The organism is Streptomyces bathyalis (genome assembly GCF_015910445.1).
Lineage (GTDB): Bacteria > Actinomycetota > Actinomycetes > Streptomycetales > Streptomycetaceae > Streptomyces > Streptomyces bathyalis.
The window spans coordinates 762,331-784,430 of the sequence record NZ_CP048882.1; the positions used below are offsets into that span (position 1 = coordinate 762,331).

Below are 22,100 nucleotides of genomic sequence, written 5' to 3' on the forward strand. Positions count from 1 at the left end.
CCCTCAGCCGTTCAGCCGCTTGGGCGCCGCCTGCCGCCAGGAGTCGAGAAGGATGACGCGGAGCTCCTCCACGTCCTCGAGCGCCTCCAGACGGACCCTCACGAGGCTGTAGTTGTCGTCATGTCCCGGCTTGATGAAGAACTTCGCGGGTTCGGCGGCGATCAGTTCGGCCCGCTCGTCCCTGGGGCACTTCACGCCGATGGTCGTGTCGTCGTCGCCGAGCGAGGCGAACATCTTGCCCGCGACGCGGAACGTCGGCTGGCCCCAGGCGAGCTTCTCCGTCGTCTCGGGCATGGACAGGGCCACTTCGCGGACGTCCTCGGCAGAGACCGCGCCTGGTCTTTCACTCTCCCGGTTCACTTCTGCCGCTCCCTCCGGGCCTGCGTGCGCGCGCCTCACACGTGCGCATCGATCCATTGCAGCAGGTCGGTGTGGACCTCGTCGCGGTTCGTCTCGTTGAGGATCTCGTGGCGCGCGTCCGCGTACGCCCGCCAGTCGACCTCGCGCATCCCCAAGTAACGGAAGTCCTCGAGGAGTTCGTAGACGAGCGTCATGCCCTGGTTGCACGGGTCCTGGTCGCCGACGGCGATGTGCACGGGAAGGTCGCGCGGGATCCGTCCGAGCTGCGCGGGGTCGTTGATCTTGCGGCTGCCGAGCACCCAGTCCAGTGAGAGCCCGGCGCTGAAGGCGAACCCGCAGCGCTCGTCGCCGGCGTAGACGTCGACCTCTTCCTCGTCGCGGGAGAGCCATTCGAATCCGGTGCGGTGCGTGTACGGGTCGTTGAACGAGCTGAACAGATCGGGCACGAAGTCCGAGACGGCGTCACGGCCACCCTTGTCGATCTCGCCCTCGAGCTGCCGGATCGCCATCTCGGCCTCGCAGCCCGGCAGGGAGCGGAACGTACCGGAGAGGATGAGCCCGGCCACGCCCTCCCCGTACTCCTGGACGTAGTCGCGGGCCAGCTGCGAGCCCATGCTGTGCCCGAAGAAGACGAACGGCGTGCCGTCGGGCAGTTCGGCCCGCACCCGGTCGCCCACGGCCTTGAGGTCGTCGACGGTCGCCCGCCAGCCGCTCTCACCCACCACGCCGTATCCGCCGGTGTGCTCGGCGGTGGCGCCGTGGCCGCGGTGGTCGGAGGCGACGACGGCGTAGCCGAAGCGGCCGAGGAAGCGGGCGAACCGGTCGTAGCGCTGGGCGTGTTCGGCCGCCCCGTGGGCGATCTGTACGAGGGCGCGTGGGACCCTGCCCGCGCCTTCGGCGTCATCGGGGTGCCAGGTGTAGGTGGCGATCGTGGTGCCGTCCGCTGCCGTCGTGTGGTCCTGCCGTACGCCGCCCACGGTCCCTGCCTCCTCGCTCGCCTGGTTCGCTCGCAGACGGTAACCGTACTGTCAGGTTCCTCCGGCGTGAAGGTCGCCACCAGGGCATGAGGACGGCTACAGCGTGCATGGACCGCGCTGTCCCACCCATGACGTAGCGGCCGTACTCGTCGCACGGTCGGGGCCGCCGCGCATCCGGACGACGGGACTCGCCGGACCGATGCAGCGCGCGTCCGCCGGCTCACGGGGGCGCATGCGCCGCGCACGCCCGTGCATCACCGGCCGTGCGGAAGTTCCGATCAGCACCGCACCACCGCCGGACCAGCACAAACCGCTACACACTCTGACGATCACTGCCTCATCCTTACGAATCCCGACCGGTCTCGTCCCGTGTCAAGTTGCCGCCAATCGCCGCGAATTGCTGACCGCAGGCCGTAACGGTGCTATGCCATTGGGTAATGCTCATGGGGCATCCCCGCATGCACCGACCGCCGTCGGCGTCATCTGCCCCTTTGCACCGGCCAGTTGAAGTTGCACCAGGGAGTGTTTCGGCCAAAAGCTGTGATCGATCTTGTACTGACCGTGAAAGAGTGGGGGATAATGCGGTCGGCCTATGCCAGGGGCGGGTCAGCTACCGATGCACGACTCCGCCCGAACCAGAAGCGGAGCCACCCGCGGAGAAGGGCTCGTCATGGAACGCTACTTCACGGACCATCGCCACGAGCATTTGCGGACGGCGGTCCGGGAGTTCGCGAAGAACGAGGTCACACCCCGAATAGCCGAGATGGAAGCCAGCCGCACCGCGTCCGTCGGGCTGTCGCGCCTGATCGCCCGCCAGGGGTGGATCGGGGCCACGGTGCCGGCCGGATACGGAGGCATGGGTGTGGGTCACCTCGGCAAGACCGTGGTGATCGAGGAACTGTCCAGGGTGAGCGGCGCGATGGGCGCCATGGTGCAGGCATCACAGCTCGGTGCCGCCAAGATCATTCACTTCGGCAACGAAGAGCAAAAGAAGATGTGGCTGCCTGCAATTGCCTCCGGCGATTGCCTGCCGACGATAGCGGTGACAGAACCCGGATCCGGCGGCCACGTACTCGGAATGACCTCCTCCGCCGTCCGGGACGGCGACGACTACATCCTCAACGGCAACAAGGTCTACGTCGGCAACTCCCACGTCGGCGACCTCCATGGCGTCGTGGTCCGCACCGGGCCCGGCTCCGGGGGCCTCACCGCCTTCCTCGTGGAGTCCGGCACCCCGGGCTTCTCGCTGGGCCGCCAGCGGCCCGCGATGGGGCTGCACGGTTTCAGCTTCGGCGAGCTGATCTTCGACGACTGCCGGGTGCCCGCCGCCAACCGGCTCGGCGAGGAGGGTGACGGTCTCGCCGTCGCGTACTCCTCCAGCGTTCTGTACGGGCGCGCGAACCTCACCGCCGTCTCCCTCGGCATCCACCAGGCGATCCTGGACGAGACCTCCGCGTTCTGCTCCGAGCGGCAGCGCTACGACGCTCCGCTCGGCGAGCTCGGCTCCGTCAAGATGAAGCTCGGGCAGATGCAGTCACGGCTGATGACGGCTCGTCTGGCCGCGTACCACGCCGTCCATCTCCTCGACCAAGGGCTGCCCTGCGACGCCGAGTTGATGAACGCCAAGCTGGTGAACGTGGAGTACGCCCTCGACTCCGCGCGCGACGCCATGGAGATCCACGCGGCGTGCGGCCTCTTCACCGACCGGCCCGTCGAGCGGTACCTGCGCGACGCCCACCACATCTTCGCGCCCGCCGGCACCTCCGACGTCCAGCGGCTGCGCCTGGGAGAGGTCGCCCTCGGAACCGCCAAGGGCTCCTGGTCCGAGCGGCTGAGCGAACTCGTGCGCTGCGGGCCCGAGCCCGACGGCTGACCAGGAGCGGGGCCGGCACCGGTGGCCGGCGCCCCGGCACGTCCGGGAGGGCGGCGCCGGGGAGTCAGGGCCCCTGGTGCTCCCGCCGGTGGATCTGCTCCACGAGGTCCGCCGCCATCGACTTGATGGTCTCCAGCCCCTGCCGTCCCCACGGCCGCGGCTCCTGGTCGACCACGCACACCGTGCCGAGGGCCATGCCCGTCCGGTCTATGAGCGGGGCACCGAGGTAGGAGCGGATACCGATCTCGTCGACGACCGGATTCCCCGCGAAGCGCGGGTAGTCGCACACGTCCTCCAGCACCAGGGCCTTGCGCCGCACGATGACGTGCGGGCAGTAGCCGTGGTCGCGGGCCATCACGCGGCCGACAGAGCCTCCGGCGTTCGACGAGGGGTCCAGCTCCACGGCCTGGTCGGAGCCGGGTGCGTACAGACCGGCGAAGTACTGCTGCTCCTCGTCGATGAAGTTCACCATGGCGTAGGGGGCGCCGGTGACGCGCGCGAGATGGCGGGCGAAGTCGTCGAACTCGGGGACCGGAGCCTCGCCTAGGCCCAACTCCCGCAGCCGCACGACCCTGTTCGGCGCCTCGGCGTCCTCGGGGGTCAGCAGCAGGTGGCTGGTCGGGTCAAACGACATCGGTGCCATGGGAACTCCTCGTGTTGAGCAGATGCTGGACAAGTGAGACGAGAACCTGCGTGCCGGAAGAGGCCTGCCGGGCGTCGCACAGCACCACCGGTACGTCGGGCTTGAGGTCGATCGCGGCCCGTACCTCGTCGGGTTCGTAGCGGTAGGAGTTGTCGAACTCGTTGACCGCGACGATGAAGGTGATCCCCCGCCGCTCGAAGAAGTCCACGGCGGCGAAGCTGTGTTCGAGACGCCGGGTGTCGGCGAGCACCACCGCGCCCAGAGCGCCCTCGGACAGCTCGTTCCACATGAACCAGAAGCGCTCCTGCCCCGGAGTGCCGAAGAGATAGAGCATGTGCGAGGCGCTGAGCGTGATGCGGCCGAAGTCCATGGCCACGGTGGTGGTCGCCTTGTCCTCGACGCCGTCCAGGCTGTCGGTGGCCGCGCTGACCTGAGTGAGCAGCTCCTCCGTACTGAGCGGCTCGATCTCGCTCACGGCGCCGACGAACGTCGTCTTGCCGACGCCGAAGCCGCCGGCCACGAGGATCTTCAGCGCGGTAGGGAACGGATCGGCACGGCTCGCCTCAGAGTCGTCTACGGAGCCCATCCAGCACCGCCTCCAGCAGGTCTCGATCGGTCGGGTCGTTTCCCAGCGGCGCACGGCCCGGGGCACGCGAAGTGATGGCTCCGCAGTCCACGAGGTCGGACAGCAGCACCTTGGTGACCACTGCGGGCTGGGCTATCTGTGCGGCGATCTCGGCGACGGAGACGGGCCCGCCGCACAGCTTCAGCACATGGCTGTGGTCCGGGCCCAGGTAGTTGTTCGGGCGGTCGCCGGTGGCCATCACCAGTGTCAGAAGGTCGAATTGGGACGTGGGCTTGGTGCGGCCGTTGCTCACGGTGTACGGGCGGATCAGCCGCCCGGCGTCGTCGTCGAGCCACGGCCCTTCTAACGGTTCCTGTCTCATCCGGCCGCCTCAGTGGCCGGCAGGCTGTCGCGCCGGTGTGCCCAGATACGGACGGACGCTCTTCACCAGCATCGCCATCTCGTATCCGAGTACGGCGGCGTCCGCGTCGCTTCCGGCGAGCACGGCGAGGCAGGCGCCCTGCCCAGCGGTCGAGACGAAGAGCAGCGAGGTGTCGAGTTCCACGACCACTTGGCGCACCTCACCGCCGTCGCCGAACCGCACGCCGGCGCTGCGCGCCAGGGAGTACAGGCCGGACGCCAGTGCCGCCATGTGGTCGGCGGTGTCGGTCTCCAGACCGTGTGCGGCCTTGACCAGGCCGTCGGAGGACAGCAGCAGCGCGCTGCGCGTGTGGGGAACACGCTGGACGAGTCCGGTCAGCAGCCAGGAGAGGTCTGCCGTGTGGCCGATGGGGGCTTCGCTCACCATGATCGCGTTCTTCTCCTTCAGGGCGGGAACCGCAGAGCGGGCGGGACCAGGGCCGCTCCCGGCCCGGTCCTTCGGAATCTCTTGATCGGGCCCGCGGCGTGCGGTACGTAGCGCCGCGGGCTCGGGGACGTGTGATCCGCCGTGCCGGTGGACAGGTGGGGATGCCCATACCGAAGGCCGGAGGATCGCGGAAGGAGCACCGGCCGGGCCCTAGTTGGCGGGGTAGGCGGTGTCGGTGCCTGTGCCGTCGGCGTGACCGTTCCTCGCGCCGTCGGTGTTGCCGTCGGAGTCCTCGGCGAGGCTGGTGCCGCGCCGGAACGCGGCCAGCAGGCCGGGGTCGTGGCCCTGAACGGCCTCGTCCCAGCTGCCGTCAGCGCCCTCATCGCTCCGGGCGGCGGGTGTCTCCCGCAGCTCGGGGACGAGGTGCTCCTGGCGCCGGCGTCTGGGGAGTTCGGGGCGCTCGCCGTTCGTGGCACCCGTGGCCGGCGCCGAACGCTGCTGGGACGCCTGGAAGTTGGGCTGCGGACCGGGCCGGGCCCCGGCGGGCGAGGGTGGGGCGGGTTCCGGCTGCGGCTGTCGTTGCGGCTGGTGCCGCGAGGGCGGCCGGGGCTGGGACTGCGCATCCGGGTGCGGCTGCGGGACGGCAGCCTGTGCAGCCGGCGACCCGGCCTCCGGCCAGGGCGTCCGGGAGGGGACGCCGCCCGCCGGCTCGGCGGCAGGCTGCTGCGGATGTTCCGAACTCTCGGTGCGTGCGCGCGGCATGCGGGCGCCGACAACTGCGCGGCCGCCGCCCCCGGCGGCGTTCGCACCGGCGGCGACCGCGGCGCCGGACTGCTCGACGGCGCCCGGATCGTCGCCGAGCACCTCACGGGGCAGCACCAGCACGGCCTGGATCCCGCCGTAGATGTTGCTCTGCAGCTGTACGACGATGCCGTGCCGCTGCGCGAGCGCCGAGACCACGAACAGCCCGATGCGCCCGTCCTGGAGCAGCTCGCCGACGTCGATGCGCTCGGGGTCGGAGAGCACGGCGTTCATGCGGTTCTGCTCGGCGGCGGGCATGCCGAGTCCGCGGTCCTCGACCTCGATGGCCAGGCCCGCGGTCACGTGCTGCGCGCGCAGGAGCACCTGGGTCTGCGGCGCGGAGAACACCGTGGCGTTCTCGACGAGTTCGGCGAGCAGGTGGATCACGTCGGCGACGGCGTGGCCGCGCAGAGTGCCCTCGATGGGCGGTACGAGCTTGACCCGCGGATACTGCTCGACCTCGGCGATGGAGGAGCGCAGCACCTCCGTCATCGTGACCGGGCGGCTCCACTGGCGGCGCGAGACGGCGCCGCCGAGGACGGCCAGGTTCTCCGCGTGCCGGCGGATGCGGGTGGCGAGGTGGTCGACGTGGAAGAGCCCCTTGAGCAGATCGGGGTCCTCGACCTCGTTCTCCAGCTCGTCCAGGAGCTCGATCTCCCGGTGCACGAGGGACTGCAGACGCCGGGCGAGGTTGACGAAGACCTCGACCTTCTCCTCGCTGCCGCTGGAGTTGCTGCGTACGAGTGCCACGACCTCGGTCACGGCGGTCTCGGCGGCGTGCTGGGCGAGGGTGAGTTCGTGGGTGAGCAGTTCGAACGCGTCGGCTTGCGGGTCCGGTTCGGCCGGTACGGGCAGCTGGCGGGGACGCGGGCGTTCGCCCTGTTCCAGGCTGCTCACCAGGGCACGGATCTGGGAATGCCCCCGTGCGACGGAGCGGCGCAGCGCGGCCTGGCGCTCGAGGGCGCGGCGGGACTGCGCGGTGGCGGAGTGTGCGGCACCGAAGATGACGCCGCAGACGAGTAAGAGTGCCGCCCCGAGGATGCTCCACAGGACGATGTCGTCGGTGCCCTGTGCGGATGCGCCGGACGCGCCGGTGCCCGCCTCCGCGCTCATCACGTATGCGACGACCGCGGCGCCGGCCACGGCGATGACCCCCGCGGGGAGCACCGCGAGGCGCACCATGCTGCGTCTGAGCGCGGCGTCGCCCTGGCTCTGACGTACCGGGGTGCGGCCGTGCCGTCGCCGGGAGCCGTTGGCGGCGCCGGTCACCGTGTGTGCCGCCGGCGCGCTGTGCGGTGCTGCACCACTGGGCCCCTGGAAGGCGACCGGGAGCGGAGCGTTCCCGGGGTGGGGCCCTGTGAGGTGTGCGGGACCGGTCGTTCCCCTTCCTGTCTGCACCGCGTGGCTCGGGGGTTCAGGCATCGGATTCCTCGGTTGACTTGAGGTCTGCTGGTGGGCTTCTTCGAAGCACGAGCACAGTGCACGTCGGCTCCTGCAACGCCACGGCCACGCTAGTGCTCACAACCACTCATGGCGGACGCCGATGACATATTCGCCACCCTTCGCCAGCTCCTAACGAGTGAAGATCGCAACCGTGGGTGCGGGGTGCGCGAGGTGATCGTAACTCCCTTCCGCAGCACCGCGGTTACTCTTCGCCACCCCCGGCGCCGCCCCACCCCGGGTCCGCCCACGAGCGGTCAACTCACCGGCCGTGACGTCGAGTTCACTCCGACACCGGCGCTGAGCTGCGAATACGCCGTAGCGGACGGCAAGTTGGGGCAGCGCGTCCGGGGTGCGCCACCGCGCCGCCGTCATCCTCATGAACCGATTCACAAACGGAATCGGTTCGACTGCCGGGCCGCCCGAACCGATTCGGGCGAAGAGCTCATACGCGCATATGCAGGACCGGTACTCGACGGCTGACACCGGCATATTCCTCGCGCGCCCTTCCTCGCCGCGCCCGAGTCACAACTCCGGATATCGGGCCGGAATTCGACCCCGGCGAAACGACCGGCTCGCGGCGCCGTCACGGGGCCAGCCCCAATCACCCTCCGCGTGCAGGAGAGTGCTCTGCGTGACAGCACGTCGCCGCTCTTCCGTCCCCGCACTCCCCCATGTCGTATCGTCGGATCGGGCATCGGCTGTCGCGCAGACGAGGAGCATCCGTGAGCCAGCAGTCCACCGAACCCGCGTTGACCGGGGTGCGCAATTTCCGCGACGTAGGCGGAGTACCGACGGCGGACGGGCGCCGGCTACGGCACGGAATGCTCTTCCGCAGCGGTCACCTCGCCCACGCGACGCCGGAGGACGCGACCTTCCTCGGCGGTCTGGGGCTGCACACGGTCTTCGACTTCCGCAACTCCGCCGATCAGGCTCTCGAAGGCCCGGACGTGGACCTGCCGGGCGTGCGCAACGTGAACATCCCGCTGTCCGACCCGGCCGACGGCGCGGAGTTCTGGAAGATGGTTCGCGACGGCGAGCTGGAGCAGCTGCGGTCGGTCCTCTCCGACGGCAAGGGCGCGGCGCGCATGATCGCCTCGTACCGTTCCATGATCAAGAACCGCACGGCCGAGCACAGCCGGATCCTGCACGCCCTCGCGGAGGACAGCGTGCCCGCGCTGATGCACTGCGCGGCGGGCAAGGACCGCGCCGGGCTCTCCATCGCCGTGACGCTGATGGCGCTGGGCGTGGAGCAGGAGGCCATCGAGGAGGACTATCTGCAGTCCAACTCCCCGCACCGCCGCTACAAGATGCACCGCGGTTCGAAGGGCAAGATCTCCCCCGAGGTGGCGGAACTGCTCTCGCCGCTCTTCGACGCGCGCGTCGCGTATCTGCACGCCGCCCTCAACACCATCGACGAGATGTGGGGCGGCGTCGAGCGGTACCTCACCGAGGGTCTCGGCCTGGACCGGGCCACGCGTGAGCGCCTTCAGGAGAGGATGCTCGAGGACGGCTGACGCCGGGCGCGGCCGGCGGGCTCAGCGGTTCGCCGCCGCCTGCTTGATCAGGTTCCGCCCGAACTCCCACATCAGGCCGCCGCCGTCGTGCGCCTCGTCCATGATCTCCTTGAAGGCGCGGACGAACCTGTCCGCCTCGGGCTCGCCGATCACCAGCGGCGGGGTGAGCTTGATCACTTCGAGTTCGTCGCCGGATACCTGGGTGAGGATGCGGTGCCGCTGGAGCAACGGCACGACCACCATCTGCGCGAACAGGCCCCTGCGCGCAGCCTGGAGCATCGTCCAACGCCCTCGCAGCTTCAGGGACTTGGGCCTGCCGAACTCGATGCCGATCATCAGCCCGCGCCCGCGCACCTCGTGCAGCATCTCGTAGTCCCCGACGAGCGCCCCGAGTCGGTCGCGCAGCAACTCGCCTGTGCGGCGGGCCTTCGCGGTGAGGTCCTCGTTCTCCAGCACTGAAAGGGTCGCCAGCCCGGCGGCCATCGCCTGTGCGTTGGCCCCGAAGCTCGCCGAGTGGACCTGCACCCGGTCCATCGAGGAGTAGATCTTCTTGAAGATCCACTCCTTCCCCATCGTGGCGCCGATCGGCACGTAGCCGCCGGAGAGGGCCTTGGCGACACACACGAGGTCCGGACGCACGTCCTCCTCGTGCTGGTAGGCGAAGAAGTCGCCCGTGCGCCCCAGACCCGTCTGCACCTCGTCCACGATCAGCAACGCGCCGTGGCGGTGCAGCAGTTCACGGGCGGCGGCCAGATAGCCGGGCGGCGCGGGGTGCACGCCCTTGCCCTGGATCGGCTCGACGATGAGTCCCGCGACCTCCCCCTTCTTCAACTCCCGCTCCAGGGCGTCCAGATCGCCGAGCGGCACGGCCGTGTCCGGCAGGAGCGGGTCGAACCCGCGCCGGAAGGCGGCCTCCCCGTTGACGGAGAGCGAGCCGGTGGTGAGCCCGTGGAAGGCGTGGTCGCAGTAGAGGATGCGCGGGCGGCCGGTGGCGTAGCGGGCGAACTTCAGCGCCGTCTCGACTGCCTCCGTGCCGCTGTTGCCGAAGTAGACCCTGTCCATGCCCGGCGCGTGGGCGAGCAGCCGCTCGGCGAGCAGCCCCGGCAACGGGGGGCAGTCGAAGCGTGTGAGGTCGGCGAGTTGGGCCTCCAGCACGTCGTGCAGAGCCTGCCGCACCACGGGGTGATGGCGTCCGATCCCCATCACGCCGAACCCGGCGAGCATGTCGAGGTAGTCGTTGCCCTCGGCGTCGAAGAGCCGTGCGCCCTCCGCCCGTTCGTAGACCTTGTCGAAGCCGATCGTCCGCAGCATCCGCGGCTGCTGATGGTTGAGGTGACGCGCGTGCAGCTCGTACCGCTCGGCACCGCGCTCCGCCAGCAGCTCGGTGAGGTCGAAGTCGCTCATCCCCCAGCCCCCTTCCCGGTGTCGGTTGCCCCGTGGTGATGTGGGCGGCCCTGCGGAACGCGGCGCCGCAGAGGTACGGCGTCAGGCCCGCGCGGTGTCACGGGCCGCTCGGAGCGACTCCTTGAGGGAGCCCATCGTGGCCAGCACGGCGGTGGGCTCGTAGCCGCAGTGCGCCATGCAGTTGGCGCAGCGGGCGTCACGGCCGCGGCCGTAGGCCTCCCAGTCTGTCTCCTCGACGAGCTCCTTGTACGTGGGCACATAGCCGTCGCTCATCAGGTAGCAGGGCCGCTGCCAGCCGAAGAGGGAGTAGTTGGGGATCGCCCAGGCCGTGCAGGGGAAGTCCGCCTTGCCTTCGAGGAAGTCGAGGAAGAGCGGGCTGTGATTGAGCCGCCAGCGGCGCCTGTTGCCACCGGCGAAGGCCTTGCGGAACAGCTCACGGGTCTGCTCGACGCCCAGGAAGTGCTCCTGGTCCGGGGCCTTTTCGTATGCGTAGGCGGGCGAGATCATCATCTCGTCCACCTTCAGGTCGTCGTTGAGGAAGTCGAGCACCTCGATGACGGTCTGAGGCGTGTCGGTGTTGAAGAAGGTGGAGTTGGTGGTGACGCGGAACCCGCGCCGCTTGGCCTCCTTCATCGCCTCGACCGCCTCGTCGAAGACGCCTTCCTTCGCCACCGATTCGTCGTGCCGCTCGCGCAGCCCGTCGATGTGCACCGCGAAGGCGAAGTAGCGGGAGGGCGTGAACTGGTCCAGCTTCTTGCGCAGCAGCATGGCGTTGGTGCACAGGAAGACGTACTTCCTCTTCGCCACCAGCTGGCGGACGATCTCGCCGATCTGGGGGTGCATCAGCGGCTCGCCGCCGGCGATCGAGACCATCGGCGCGCCCGACTCCGTCACCGCACCCACCGCCTGCGCGACCGGCATCCGCTGCTTGAGCACTCCCGCCGGGTGCTGGATCTTCCCGCAGCCCTCACACGCCAGGTTGCACGCGTACAGCGGCTCCAGCTCGACGATCAACGGGAACTTCTCGCGGCCTCGCAGCTTCTGCTGGAAGAGATAGCTGCCGATTCGGACGGTCTGACGCAGAGGCATGGCCATGACTCGCTCACCTCCAGGGGAGCAGCAAGGATCGGTGCCATTCGAGGAATGCGGGCATAACTCCGCTGAGCATGCGGAACGCCGATATTCCACCTCGCAGTGTCCCGAGACGGATCAGTTCATGTCCGGGCGCGTCGACCACCACCCGTACGGCCGCAACGGGACGGCTTCGCTCCGGCGCCGTGGGCTGCGTCCCCCCGGAGGCATCGGGGCGGCCGGCGGGCATCGTCGCGGTGCGGAGCGTGGCGGCCGACTCCATGTCGGCGGCCACGGCGGCGGTCGTGGTGCGCAGAGCGGCACGCGACGGCCCGTGCACGATGTGCGCGGAGCCGGCGAGCGGTCCGACGTGCACGGTTCCGTAGGGGCGCAGCGCGTCGGCCAGCAGCTCCGTGCCGGCGCACTCCGTGCGTCCCGAGGCGTCCCGGGTCTCGTCGGCGACGACCAGGTCGCCGGGATGCATACCGGGCAGAAGCCCCGCGCAGAATCCCGTCGCGACGACGGCTGTCCTGCCGGGCTCGGGCTCGTCGCGCAGCGCCCTGGCGACCGCGCGTCCGGCGGCCAGGGGGCCCATGCCGGTGCGCAGTACGGTGACCGGGCCTGCCGCCCCCGCCGGGGCGTCGCCGAAGCGCCGTAGCGCGAGCCGCTCGATGCCGAGCGCGCAGGCGATCAGCAGGGGGCCGCGGTCACCGGAGAGCGTCATCTCTCTTCCTGCCGCCCGGTTCCGGTGCCCGGACCGTACAGATACCGGCCGAGCGCGGTGAGCGGGAAGACCTGCCGGTAGAGGTGGTAGTTGATGGAGAAGTCCCAAGGGAAGCCCGTGCCGGTGAAGTGCGGCTCGTCCCAGGAGCCGTCGTCGCGCTGCGTCCGCACGAGCCAGTTGATCCCCTGCTCCACCGCCATCGAGTCCCGCTCCCCCGCGGCGAGCAGCGCGAGCAGTGCCCAGCCGGTCTGCGAGGCCGTCGAGGTACCGCGTCCGGCCCATTCGCGCTCGTGGCCCGGCCGGTAGGAGCGCAGGTCCTCGCCCCAGCCGCCGTCGCCGTTCTGGACGCTCTCCAGCCAGTAGACCGCGCGGCGGACCGCCGGGTGGGAGACGGGCAGCCCCGCCGCGACGAGAGCAGGCACCACGGAACCGGTGCCGTAGATGTAATTGACGCCCCAGCGGCCGAACCAGGCGCCGCTGACCTCCTGTTCGGACAGCAGCCAGGACACGGCCCGTCGCACCCGGGTGTCGTCGCGGCGGCCCTCGGCCGAGAGCATCTCGACCATGTGCGCGGTGACGTCGGCGGAGGGCGGGTCGATGACCTCGCCGAAGTCGCAGAACGGAAGCCGGTTGGGGAAAGGGCTGTCGTTGTCGGCGTCGAAGGCCCCCCAGGCCCCGTTCCTGGATTGCATGCCCAGGCTCCAGCGAACGGCTCTGCGTACGGCGGTGTCCACGCGCGTCCGGTCGTGGTGGCGTACGCGGCGCAGTGCGAGGACGACCTCGGCGGTGTCGTCCGTATCGGGGTAGTTGTCGTTGTGGAACTCGAACGCCCAGCCGCCCGGCGGCAGTTGAGGCTTGCGTACGGACCAGTCGCCCCGGCGCAGCACCTGCTCGCCGAGCATCCAGTCGGCAGCCTTGACGAGCGCCGGGTGGTCGGGGGCCACGCCGGCGTCGGCGAGCGCGATGGTCGCCAGGCAGGTGTCCCAGACCGGGGACTGGCACGCCTCGACCATCCGCATCGGACCGTCGTGCGCCTCACCGGGGTCGCCGTCCCGGCCGCCCTCGTAGCGGACCGTGTAGCTGTCGAGGGCCGACAGGCCCGCCCGCATGACCGGATGGTCCAGGTCATAGCCGAGCAGCCGCAGCGCGATCAGCGAGTACACGGCGGGAGGCTGGATGCCGCCCCAGCAGCCGTCGTTCTCCTGCCGCTCGATGATCCACCGGGCGGCGCTTCGCAGCGCGGCCCTGCGCAGCGATCGGGAAGCGACCTTGCGGTAGGCGTGCAGGCTCCGGTCCAGGCGCTGGAAGAAGCCCTCCCAGCTGGCCGCGGGCGCCATGCCGCGGGAAGGGTTCGGATCTGCCGGGTCACGGTGCAGCTCGTCCAGTGAGAAGGGCGCGGCCCGTACGGGGCGCTTCGCACACACGACGGTGAGCGGGACGATCGTCTGCCGTGCCCAGCAGCCGAAGTCGTAGATGTTGAGCGGGAACCACTTCGGGAACCAGATCATCTCGGGTGGCATCTCGGGCAGGTCCGCCCAGCGCCACCAGCCGAAGAGCGCCAGCCAGATCCGGGTGAAGACCCGGCTCGCGGCGACACCGCCCTGCTCGCGCACCCAGGCCGCGGCGCGTTCCATGTGCGGTGCGTCCGGCCGGTCGCCGGCGAGCCGGAGCGCGACGTACGCCTCGATGGTCGTGGAGAGGTCTCCGGGCCCGCCGTGGAAGGTCGCCCAGGTGCCGTCCTGGCGCTGCTGGGACCGTACGAAGCGGGCCGCCTCCCGCGTTGTCTTCTCGTCACGGATGCCGAGGAACTCGCGCAGCAGCAGGTCCTCGGCATCCATGGTGACGTTGGTCTCCAGGTCGCCCTTCCACCAGCCGGCCGCGTCCTGCCTGGCGAGCAGGTTCTCCACGGCGAGGCCGGCCGCCCGCTGCGCGCGGCCCGGGAGGCTCTCGGGACCCGCCGACACCGCGGTGGCCATCGCCCCGGCGCCGCTGTCCGTCGTAGCTGTCATCTCACTACCTTCCGGAGGTTCCGGCGGCGCACCGAGCGCCGGGGCCGGGTGGTCATCGCTGGCGTACGACGACGAAATCGGCCAGCGCGGTCAGCTGCTCCCGCACGTGCGGGGGCAGGTCGAGGGGTTCGAGAGCCGCGAGGGCGGTGGCGTGCTGCCGCTGCGCCTCCCCCGAGGTCCACTCGCGGCCGCCCGCCTCCTCGATCAGTGCGGCACGCGTGGCGAACTCGGCCTCGTCGAACGCCTCGATCTCCGCCTGGCTCTTCTTCGCGTCGCCCCTCATCAGCTCGGCCAGCCGGGTCGCGGCCGGGTCCGGTGCGGCGAGCGCGGCAACCACGGGGAGGGACTTCTTGCGCTGCCGCAGGTCGCTCCAGGCCTGCTTGCCGGTGGCGCCCGGGTCGCCCCAGATGCCCAGCAGGTCGTCGACGGCCTGGAAGGCGAGACCGAGGTGGTAGCCGTAGGACTCCAGCGCGTCGGCCGTGCGGTCGTCGGCCCCGCCGAGCACGGCGCCGATGGAGACGGCGCAGGCCAGCAGCGCGCCGGTCTTGTTGCCCTCCATCTCCAGGCACTCCTCGACCGTGACCTGCTCGCGGTGCTCGTAGGAGATGTCCTGCGCCTGCCCGTCGATGAGCTTGCGCGTGGCCCGCGTCAGCCGCCGCGTCGCGCGGCCCGCCTCGGCGGTGCCCGGCTCCAGCAGTATTTCGTTGGCCAGGGCGAAGAGGGCGTCGCCGACGAGGATCGCCTGCGCCGGGCCGTGCACCTTCCAGACGGTGTCCCGGTGGCGGCGCTGCTCGTCGCCGTCCATCAGGTCGTCGTGCAGCAGCGAGAAGTTGTGCACCAGCTCGACGGCGACGGCGCCGGGAAGGCCGGTCTCCGGTGCGGCCCCGGTGACCTCGGCCGAGAGCAGGGCGAGCGCGGGGCGTACGGCCTTGCCGCCGTCGGCCTCCGCCGGGCGGCCGGCCTCGTCGATCCACCCGAAGTGGTAGGCGGCGACGGTGTCCATCGGTGGAGCGAGCCGCTCGACCGCGGCGCGCAGCAGCGGGGTGGCGAGCCTCTTGCCTCGCTCCAGCAGAGCGCTGACGCTCGTGTTGTCGACGACGGTGTGCTGGTTCGCCGTTGTCACGGGGTCTCCTCTGCGTTCTGTGCCGTTCGTGCGTCTACCGCTGTCCGCGGTGGTGGAGTGGGGGAATTCTGCGGTGCCGTCCGGCTGCGTAGGCCGGACGTGCCGCCTGTGTCGGCGCTGCTCATGCCACCGCCCTTTCGTGTGGTGCTGGGCACCGGATCATTGTCGTACGGGCGGCCCATGACAGTGAGGGCTTCCCGGGCGGCGGTCATTCCACTCCGTACGGCGCTCTCCATCGTGGCCGGCCAGCCAGTATCCGTCCAAGCTCCGGCAAGGCAGACACCGGGCACCGCGGTGCGGGAGGCGGGGCGCAGCCGGCCCACGCCTGGGCGGGGATCGAAGGTGGCCGTGCGTTCACGGGTGACGAAGAAGTCGACGACGCGGGCGGTGCGGGCCGCGGGCAGCAGCCGCGCCAGCTCCGGCAGGTAGCGCTCGCGCAGCGCCGCGACGGACTCGTCGATCTCCCCGTGCGCGGCCGACTGGGACACGGCGAGGTACTGGCCGCCGCCGAGGCCCGAGGGGCCGGTGCGGTCGAAGACCCACTGGACGGGCGAGCCGAGCGCGGCGAAGAAGGGACGGCGCAGCACACGGCGGTCGTAGACGACGTGCAGGTTGAGGATCGGGGCGGTGCCGATCTCCAGAAGCCTGCCGGGCGCCGGCAGCGCCCCCTCCGGCAGCAGTCCGTTTGCCTCGCGCTGGGGCACGGCGAGCACGACGGCGTCGGCGTGGTGTTCCGCCGCGCTCCCCTGCCCTTCGCCGGCCGATACGGTCCAGCCCCCGCCGGACGCCGCGGTGACGGCACGGACCCGGGTCTGAGTGAGGACGTGCACGCCCGCCGCGCGCAGGGCTTCGCGGGCGAGGGTGTCGTGCAGGTGTCCCAGCGGGACGCGGGAGACCCCGATGTCGGCGGCGCCGGGCGCGGAGAGCAGCCCCGTCCTGAAGACCATCGCGGCGAGGCCCAGGGAGGCGTGCGGGGCGCGGGCGTTGAGCGTGGCGGTGCCCACCAGGTCCCACAGCGCGCTGATCGCACGGTCGCTCTGGCCCTGCCCGTGCAGCCAGGTCGCGAAGTCGACGTCGTCCAGGGCGGGATCGGCCGGGTCGAGCGCCTTCAGGGCGAGAGCCGCACCGGCCGCGCGCGCTCTCTCGGCCGGCGTCAGGTGCCGGTAGTTGGCCAGAGAGGCGGCCAAGTGCATCGGTACTGGCAGGAAGTTGCGCCGCAGCCTGCTCAACCGGGGCCGCACGCCTGCCACATCGAGGACCGGTACATCGAGGCGGCGCTGCAACGGCGCGAGCCCCGATCCGCCGATCCGCCGCAGGAACCACGTGTAGGCCGTGCAGCAACGCAGGTGCACATGCTGCCCGTTGTCGACGGAGAGCGGGCCCGCCGGGGAGTCGCGGCGGAAGGAGAAGGCGAGGCCGCCCAGGCGCGGACGCGACTCGAGAAGGGTGGTGGCCACGCCCGCGTCGGCCAGGCGGAGTGCGGCCGTGGTTCCCGCGATTCCTCCGCCGACGACGAGGGCGCGGCGCTCGCGGGAGGCGCGGCTGCCCGCCGCGACGGCGTCAATCCCGGTCATGCGCGTGCGCTCCGCCTCGCGGCGTTCCGTGCGTCGATGCCGGTGAGCCCGCGCACGGCGACGTATGCCTTCTGCCTGTTCGGGAGCGAGACGCGCTCGTGCAGCACCGCGTACGGATCCGCGGCGATACGTTCCAGCAGACGGTGGTAGATGCCGGCCATGGCGGCCACACAGGCGCCGGATCTGCGGTCGAGCAAAGGGAGCAGCCGGTAGCCCTGGGCGAACAGGGCGCGGGCGCGCTGCACTTCGTGGTGGACCAGCCCTCGGAAGTCGCTTCCGGGTTGCGCCTCGCCACTGTGGAAGTCAGCGGAGCAGCCGAATTTTTCAAGATCCTCCGCAGGCAGGTACGTACGTCCGTGATCAGCGTCTTCCCGAAGATCCCGGAGGATATTGGTCAGTTGGAGCGCGAGGCCGAGGGTGTTGGCGTACTCGGGGGCGCGGACCGCGTCCCGTACACCGGGGAGAGTTCCGAACACACCGAGGGAGAGCCGGCCGATCGCACCGGCCACGCATCGGCAGTAGACCTCCAGCTCCTCCCAGCTGCCGTAGCTGGTGCCGCGCACGTCCAGCAGGACTCCGTCGATGAGTTCGTCCAGCCCGCCCATCGGAACGGGGTAGCGGCGCGCCGCGTCGCTGAGCGCGACCGCCACGGGGTCCGTGTCGTCCTGTTCGATGCCGCCCTCGCGGATACGGCCCAGCAGCTCCCGGGTCTCCTCCAGCCTGGCGATCTTGACGGACTGTTCGAGAGGGCCGTCGCCGATGTCGTCGACCCGCCGGGAGAATGCGTAGAGCGCGGACATCGCCCGGCGCTTGCCCGTGGGCAGCAGCCGGATTCCGTAGGCGAAGTTGCGGGCCTGCTGGCCCGTGACGGACTCGCAGTAGTCGTACGCGGCGGCCACCGAAGGTGGCACGTACGGTACGGGCCGGGCTCTGTCCACGGTCCGCTCACCCCTCTCGTCGCAGGGTTGCGGCCACCTCGCGCAGCAGCCCGCGCGTGGTGGCCCGGGGAGGTCCTGGGAGTACGTCGTATCCGGCACGGCCGATGGCACGGAGGACGGCGCGTCCACCGCCGGTGAATCCCGCCAGCAGCAGCTTCAGACGTCCGCGGACGCTGGCGACGAGCGGATCGCCCGACGACAGCAGCGCGCGGGCACGGTCCGCCTCGAAGGCCAGCAGCGCGCGGACCGACGCGTTGGCGCTCGGGGCGGCGAGGTCGGACTCGGAGACGTGGAAGCGGGCCATGTCCTCGGCGGGCAGGTAGATGCGGTCGCGCCCCAGGTCCTCGGCGACGTCCTGGAGGTGCTCGACGATCTGGAGCCCGGTGCACACGTCGTCGGCGTACCGTTTCCGCTCGGGGGTCACGGTTCCGGTAATGGCGAGGACGAGGTGGCCGACGGGGTTGGCCGACAGCTCGCAGTAGCCCAGCAGTTCGGCGTAGTCGGCGTAGCGGCGGATCTTCTGATCCTGGCGGTTGGCCTCGATGAGCGCGAGGAACGGTTCGGGAGTGAGCTTGCGGCGCCGCACCGTCGGTGCGAGAGCCCTCAGCAGGGGGTGGCCGGGTGCGGGACGTCCCGGTTCGAAGAGGCGGCACAGGTCGGCCTCGAACGCGTCGAGCATCGCGAGCCGGTCGGCGCCGGGTTCGCTGCCCCATTCGGGGCCGAGCCCCAGATACTTCGCGTCGAGACCGCCGGGGGCGAGATCGCCGTCGCCGATGTCGTCGACGAGCCGGGCGTAGCCGTACACGGCCATCAGGTCGTAGCGCCATTCGCGCGGCAGGAATCCGGGCGCCACTGGGAAGTTCTCCCGCGTGGCCTTGGCGAGGACGGCACGCGCATGGGCGTCCGCCTCCGCGCTCACCACGTGCTGCCAGAAGCCATTGCCGTCACATCTCCGTTTCTACACCGCTGGGCGAAAACATCCTATTTCGGACACGCCGCTCCGGCACGACGGCGAGAGGCGGCCCGCGGCGGCCGTGCGGACGCTGTGAAACGGCGGGCGAAGAGCGCGATCCCGGCCCGGACGGACCTGCCGGGGACGGGGTTGGCGCCTCGTCAGCGCGCGGGCGGGGCGGTGAATCCGCCGATGAGGACGTCGAACGCGCGCTCGGCCACGGCGTGCGTCTCTTCGGGGGACAGCTCCCCGAGCGGACCGTCCAGGAAGAGCATGGCGAGCCCGTGGACGGTCGCCCAGGCCGTGAGCTCGGCGCCCGGACGCCGCTCCGGGGGCATCCTGCCGTGCTCGACGAGGGCGTCCAGGGTCTCGACGAGGATCTCGAACGAGCGGAATTCCCAGCCGTCCTCGCCCTCGTGGTCGAAGGTGCCGCTCACGGGGCCGAGATGGAGCGTGTCGTGGCAGAAGGCGGCCCGGAAGAGGCCCGGCTCGGACAGCGCGAAGGACAGGTATCCGTGGCCGAGGGCCCGCATGCGCGCCTCCGCGGCCTCGCCTGCGCTACCGAGCGGCGAGGCAGAGCGGCCGCCGGCCTCCATGCTCACGGCCAGGCGCTCCTGGCCCAGTTCCTTGACGGCATGGAGCAGTTCGGCCTGGCCGGCGAAGTGCCGGTAGGCGGCGGTCGGTGAGACGCCGACGCGCCGTGCCGCGGCGCGCAGGACGACCGACTCGGGGCCGCCCTCGCGGGCGAGGTCGGTCGCGGCCTCGATGAGGGCGTTGCGCAGGTCGCCGTGGTGGTAGGCCCCCTTGCCACCGGCGCCGGACCGACTGCCTCCGCGCTGGGCTCGCTCCCCCGCGGGGCCGTTCGCGGCCTCGGTCGCGCTCGCGCCGGTCTTCGCCTCCATGTCCGCCATGCTTTCATCCTCCCCGATGTTGACACCATTAACATTCACTGCCAGAGTCCATGTTGACGCCGTAAACATCGGCGCGCAACGCCTCATGGGGGGATTAGGACAGTGCTGAGACGAATCGCGGAGCTGGCCCTGCACCGGCCTCGGGCTCTGCTCATAGCGAGCCTGATCGCGGTGGTGGCGATGGGCGCCATCGGTTTCGGAGCGTTCGGGAAGCTGCAGGCCGGTGGCTTCGAGGATCCGGACGCACCATCGAGCCGCGCACAGACCCTCATCGCCGACAAGTTCGGCGGCGAGGACAACCTCGTTCTGCTGGTGCGGGCGGAGAGCGGAAGCCTGGACTCGGCTGCCGTGCGCGAGGCCGGCGAGAAGCTGACGAAGGAGCTGAAGGCCAACTCGCAGCTCTCCCACGTCTCCTCGTACTGGGACGCCGGCGGCTCGGCGCTGACCTCACGGGACGGCTCGCAGGCCCTCGTGCTGGCGCATGTGCGGGGCGACAGCAGCGACGTGGCCGACCACACCAAGGAGATCACCGACGAGTGGAGCGGTGACCAGGGCCCCGTGGATGTACGGGCAGGGGGCGGCGCGGCACTCAACAACGACATCTCCGAGCAGGTCTCCGCGGACCTGGCCGTCGCGGAGTCCATCGCCGTGCCGCTGACGCTGGTGCTGCTCGTCATCGCCTTCGGCAGTTTCGTCGCGGCGCTGCTGCCGCTGGCGATCGGGCTGATCGCGATTCTCGGCACCTTCGCCGAACTGTTCGTACTGGGCAGCGTCACGGACGTCTCGGTCTTCTCCGTCAACCTGACCACCGCGCTCGGCCTCGGGCTGGGAATCGACTACGGGCTGCTCATCGTCAGCCGCTTCCGCGAACGGCTCTCCGAGGGCGACGACGTCGGGGACGCGCTGCGCACGACCGTGACGACGGCGGGACGCACGATCGCCTTCTCCGCGGCGACCGTCGTCGCGGCGCTGGCGGCGCTGCTGCTCTTCCCGCCGTTCTTCCTCCGCTCCTTCGCGTACGCCGGGATCGGAGTCGTGGCCATCGCCGCCATGGCGGCACTGATCGTCGTACCGGCGCTGCTGGCGGTGCTCGGACACCGCGTGAACAAGGGCCGGCTGCCATGGGCCGACGCGGTCCGCCGTCCCGACGCACCCATGTGGGGCCGGCTCGCGCGTACGGTCATGCGCCGCCCGGCCCTGACCGCGCTGCCCGTGCTGGCGGTGCTCCTGCTGGCGGCGAGCCCGCTGCTGGGCGCGCGCTTCGGGATGCCGGACGAGCGGGTACTGCCCGAGGACGCGCAGAGCCGGCAGGTCAGCAGCGTCCTGGACACGCAGTTCCCCGGAGGCTCGACGGAGGCCCTCCAGATCGTCACCACGGCGGGGGTTCCCGGGGACGAGCTCGACGCGTACGCGGGGCGGATATCGGGCCTGGACGGCGTGGCCCGCGTACAGGCGAGCAGCGGCGTCTACGCCGACGGTAAGAAGGCAGCACCGGCAGGGCCCGCACAGGCCGCGCTGGGCAAGCCCGACGCACAGCTCCTCACCGTCACACCGGAACGGGGCTCAGCGGCGGAGGAGCGGCAGGACACCGTTCGCAGCATCCGCGACGTGGCCGCTCCCGGCAGCGGCGAGGCCCTCGTCGGCGGACGCGACGCCCAGCTCGTCGATACGAAGGCGTCGATCGGCGACCGGCTGCCCGGCGCCATCGGGATGGTCGTCGGCTCGACCTTCGTGCTGCTCTTCCTCTTCACCGGCAGCGTCGTCCAGCCGCTGCGGGCCCTCCTGCTCAACACGGTGAGCCTGACGGCCTCGATCGGCGCGATGGTGTGGATCTTCCAGGACGGGCACCTCTCGTCGGCGCTGGGCTTCACGGCCATGCCGATGGACACCTCGATGACGGTGCTGATGTTCTGCATCGTCTTCGGACTCTCCATGGACTACGAGGTCTTCGTCACCAGCCGCATCAAGGAGCTGCACGACAGCGGTGCCCCCAACGCGACGGCGGTCACGCGCGGCCTGTCCCGCACCGGGCGCATCGTGACCATGGCGGCGGGACTGCTGGGCGTGAGCTTCTTCGCCTTCGCCACCAGCGAGATCAGCTTCCTGCAGATGTTCGGCCTGGGCAGCGGGCTGGCGATCCTCATCGACGCCGTCGCCGTGCGCGGAGTGCTGGTGCCCGCCGCGATGCGCCTGCTGGGCCGCGGTGCCTGGTACGCGCCGCGTGTGCTGCGGAAGCTGCACAGCAAGGTCGGCCTGGAGGAGACGCCCTCCGAGGGGCCCGGGGCGCCGGAGTCCCAGGCGTCGGAGCGAACTCCCGCGGGGGTCTGACACGAACGGCCCCCACAGGAACAACGGTCAGCGGCTGATTCGGAACGGGGGTCCGGATCAGCCGCTGACCGTTGTGTGTGCG

19 protein-coding genes are annotated in these 22,100 nt (G+C 70.8%); 3 read left to right on the top strand and 16 right to left on the bottom strand.

What is annotated here, in order from left to right; genetic code table 11:
* Positions 1-3: 3 nt before the first annotated feature.
* Positions 4-294: an MmcQ/YjbR family DNA-binding protein gene (locus G4Z16_RS03425; RefSeq protein ID WP_051344786.1), complete on the bottom strand. Its 291-nt coding sequence runs from the start codon at positions 292-294 to the stop codon at positions 4-6.
* Positions 295-395: 101 nt separating this feature from the next.
* The gene (locus tag G4Z16_RS03430) at positions 396-1,337 is read right to left on the bottom strand and encodes an alpha/beta fold hydrolase (protein WP_197349111.1); all 942 of its coding nucleotides are present in this window, start codon (positions 1,335-1,337) and stop codon (positions 396-398) included.
* Positions 1,338-2,007: 670 nt separating this feature from the next.
* Between G4Z16_RS03430 and G4Z16_RS03435 the strand changes: the two genes are divergently transcribed.
* A complete protein-coding gene (locus G4Z16_RS03435; protein ID WP_197349112.1) occupies positions 2,008-3,210 on the top strand; it encodes an acyl-CoA dehydrogenase family protein in 1,203 nt (400 codons plus the stop codon).
* Between the two features lie 64 nt (positions 3,211-3,274).
* Here the strand turns inward: G4Z16_RS03435 and G4Z16_RS03440 are convergent, their stop codons facing one another.
* The 5 genes from G4Z16_RS03440 to G4Z16_RS03460 form a co-directional block, all read right to left on the bottom strand.
* Positions 3,275-3,844, bottom strand: coding sequence for a GAF domain-containing protein (locus tag G4Z16_RS03440; protein WP_197354134.1), 570 nt, complete (start codon positions 3,842-3,844; stop codon positions 3,275-3,277).
* On the bottom strand, positions 3,834-4,439 hold the full coding sequence (locus G4Z16_RS03445; RefSeq protein WP_197349113.1) for a GTP-binding protein: 606 nt from the start codon (positions 4,437-4,439) through the stop codon (positions 3,834-3,836). Before G4Z16_RS03445 ends, G4Z16_RS03440 begins: the two co-directional genes overlap by 11 nt.
* Complete coding sequence (locus G4Z16_RS03450) at positions 4,417-4,800, bottom strand: DUF742 domain-containing protein (protein ID WP_197349114.1); 384 nt, start codon at positions 4,798-4,800, stop codon at positions 4,417-4,419. The genes G4Z16_RS03445 and G4Z16_RS03450 overlap by 23 nt, the downstream gene beginning before the upstream one ends.
* Before the next feature lie 9 nt (positions 4,801-4,809).
* Positions 4,810-5,226 carry a roadblock/LC7 domain-containing protein gene (locus tag G4Z16_RS03455; protein WP_028434707.1) on the bottom strand — a complete coding sequence of 139 codons (417 nt, stop codon included), beginning with the start codon at positions 5,224-5,226 and terminating at the stop codon, positions 4,810-4,812.
* A 210-nt stretch (positions 5,227-5,436) separates the two neighbouring features.
* Positions 5,437-7,449 (bottom strand): sensor histidine kinase, encoded by a 2,013-nt coding sequence (locus G4Z16_RS03460; protein WP_246530661.1) that lies wholly within the window; start codon positions 7,447-7,449, stop codon positions 5,437-5,439.
* A gap of 743 nt (positions 7,450-8,192) precedes the next feature.
* Here G4Z16_RS03460 and G4Z16_RS03465 point away from each other — a divergent pair.
* On the top strand, positions 8,193-8,984 hold the full coding sequence (locus G4Z16_RS03465) for a tyrosine-protein phosphatase (protein WP_197349115.1): 792 nt from the start codon (positions 8,193-8,195) through the stop codon (positions 8,982-8,984).
* 21 nt (positions 8,985-9,005) lie between these two features.
* Here the strand turns inward: G4Z16_RS03465 and G4Z16_RS03470 are convergent, their stop codons facing one another.
* The 9 genes from G4Z16_RS03470 to G4Z16_RS03510 form a co-directional block, all read right to left on the bottom strand.
* Positions 9,006-10,388, bottom strand: coding sequence for an aspartate aminotransferase family protein (locus tag G4Z16_RS03470; protein WP_197349116.1), 1,383 nt, complete (start codon positions 10,386-10,388; stop codon positions 9,006-9,008).
* Positions 10,389-10,469: 81 nt separating this feature from the next.
* Positions 10,470-11,483: an adenosyl-hopene transferase HpnH gene (hpnH, locus tag G4Z16_RS03475; RefSeq protein ID WP_197349117.1), complete on the bottom strand. Its 1,014-nt coding sequence runs from the start codon at positions 11,481-11,483 to the stop codon at positions 10,470-10,472.
* 7 nt (positions 11,484-11,490) lie between these two features.
* Positions 11,491-12,183, bottom strand: a complete 693-nt coding sequence (locus tag G4Z16_RS03480; protein ID WP_197349118.1) for a phosphorylase family protein — start codon at positions 12,181-12,183, stop codon at positions 11,491-11,493.
* Positions 12,180-14,192, bottom strand: coding sequence for a squalene--hopene cyclase (shc, locus tag G4Z16_RS03485; protein WP_197349119.1), 2,013 nt, complete (start codon positions 14,190-14,192; stop codon positions 12,180-12,182). Before shc ends, G4Z16_RS03480 begins: the two co-directional genes overlap by 4 nt.
* 52 nt (positions 14,193-14,244) lie before the next feature.
* Positions 14,245-15,315, bottom strand: coding sequence for a polyprenyl synthetase family protein (locus G4Z16_RS03490; protein ID WP_197349120.1), 1,071 nt, complete (start codon positions 15,313-15,315; stop codon positions 14,245-14,247).
* Positions 15,312-16,889: a hydroxysqualene dehydroxylase HpnE gene (hpnE, locus tag G4Z16_RS03495; protein ID WP_197349121.1), complete on the bottom strand. Its 1,578-nt coding sequence runs from the start codon at positions 16,887-16,889 to the stop codon at positions 15,312-15,314. The genes G4Z16_RS03490 and hpnE overlap by 4 nt, the downstream gene beginning before the upstream one ends.
* Positions 16,886-17,827: a presqualene diphosphate synthase HpnD gene (gene hpnD, locus G4Z16_RS03500; RefSeq protein ID WP_197349122.1), complete on the bottom strand. Its 942-nt coding sequence runs from the start codon at positions 17,825-17,827 to the stop codon at positions 16,886-16,888. The genes hpnE and hpnD overlap by 4 nt, the downstream gene beginning before the upstream one ends.
* 7 nt (positions 17,828-17,834) lie before the next feature.
* On the bottom strand, positions 17,835-18,749 hold the full coding sequence (gene hpnC, locus G4Z16_RS03505) for a squalene synthase HpnC (RefSeq protein WP_425508043.1): 915 nt from the start codon (positions 18,747-18,749) through the stop codon (positions 17,835-17,837).
* 191 nt (positions 18,750-18,940) lie between these two features.
* On the bottom strand, positions 18,941-19,690 hold the full coding sequence (locus tag G4Z16_RS03510; RefSeq protein WP_246530662.1) for a TetR/AcrR family transcriptional regulator: 750 nt from the start codon (positions 19,688-19,690) through the stop codon (positions 18,941-18,943).
* Between the two features lie 102 nt (positions 19,691-19,792).
* On the opposite strand from G4Z16_RS03510, the gene G4Z16_RS03515 reads away from it, so the two are divergent.
* Entirely contained in the window at positions 19,793-22,018 is a 2,226-nt protein-coding gene (locus G4Z16_RS03515) for an MMPL family transporter (protein WP_197349124.1), read from the top strand.
* Positions 22,019-22,100 lie beyond the last annotated feature (82 nt).